Source organism: Phenylobacterium kunshanense (assembly GCF_003254525.1).
Classification (GTDB): domain Bacteria; phylum Pseudomonadota; class Alphaproteobacteria; order Caulobacterales; family Caulobacteraceae; genus Phenylobacterium; species Phenylobacterium kunshanense.
This window is the reverse complement of sequence record NZ_QFYS01000030.1, coordinates 1-721: the sequence shown is the minus strand read 5'-3', so window position 1 is coordinate 721 and position 721 is coordinate 1. Positions and strand designations below refer to the sequence as shown.

At 65.5% G+C, this 721-nt stretch carries 1 protein-coding gene; it reads left to right on the top strand.

The genetic code is table 11. The features are described from left to right. A partial coding sequence (locus DJ019_RS20645) for an EF-Tu C-terminal domain-related protein (RefSeq protein ID WP_240606556.1) occupies positions 1-648 on the top strand: 648 nt, incomplete at its 5' end. Positions 649-721: the final 73 nt, after the last annotated feature.

Sequence of the window (721 nt, the reverse complement as noted above, 5' to 3'; positions counted from 1 at the left end):
CGTGACCCGGCGATCGGCGAGGAGCGGATCCTTGAGCTGATGGCGGCGGTGGACGCCTACATCCCGCAGCCGGAGCGTCCTGTGGACCTTCCGTTCCTGATGCCGGTGGAAGACGTGTTCTCGATCTCTGGCCGCGGCACGGTGGTGACGGGCCGGATCGAGAAGGGGATCGTGAAGGTCGGCGAGGAAGTCGAGATCGTCGGCATCCGTCCGGTTCAGAAGACGACCTGCACGGGCGTCGAGATGTTCCGCAAGCTGCTGGACCAGGGCCAGGCTGGCGACAACGTGGGCGTTCTGCTGCGCGGCACGAAGCGCGAGGACGTGGAGCGCGGCCAGGTGCTGTGCAAGCCGGGCTCGATCACGCCGCACACGGAGTTCATGGCCGAGGCCTACATCCTGACGAAGGAAGAGGGCGGCCGTCACACCCCGTTCTTCACGAACTACCGTCCGCAGTTCTACTTCCGGACGACGGACGTGACGGGGATCATCAAGCTGAAGGAAGGCGTGGAAATGATCATGCCCGGCGACAACGCCGAGCTGCTGGTCGAACTGATCACGCCGATCGCCATGGACCAGGGCCTGCGCTTCGCGATCCGCGAAGGCGGCCGGACCGTCGGTTCGGGCGTCGTCTCCAAGATCCTCAAGTAAGCCACCCGCTTACCTGAAGACCGAATACGAAGGGCCGTCGGGGGAAACCCCGGCGGCCCTTTCGCTTGCGGGG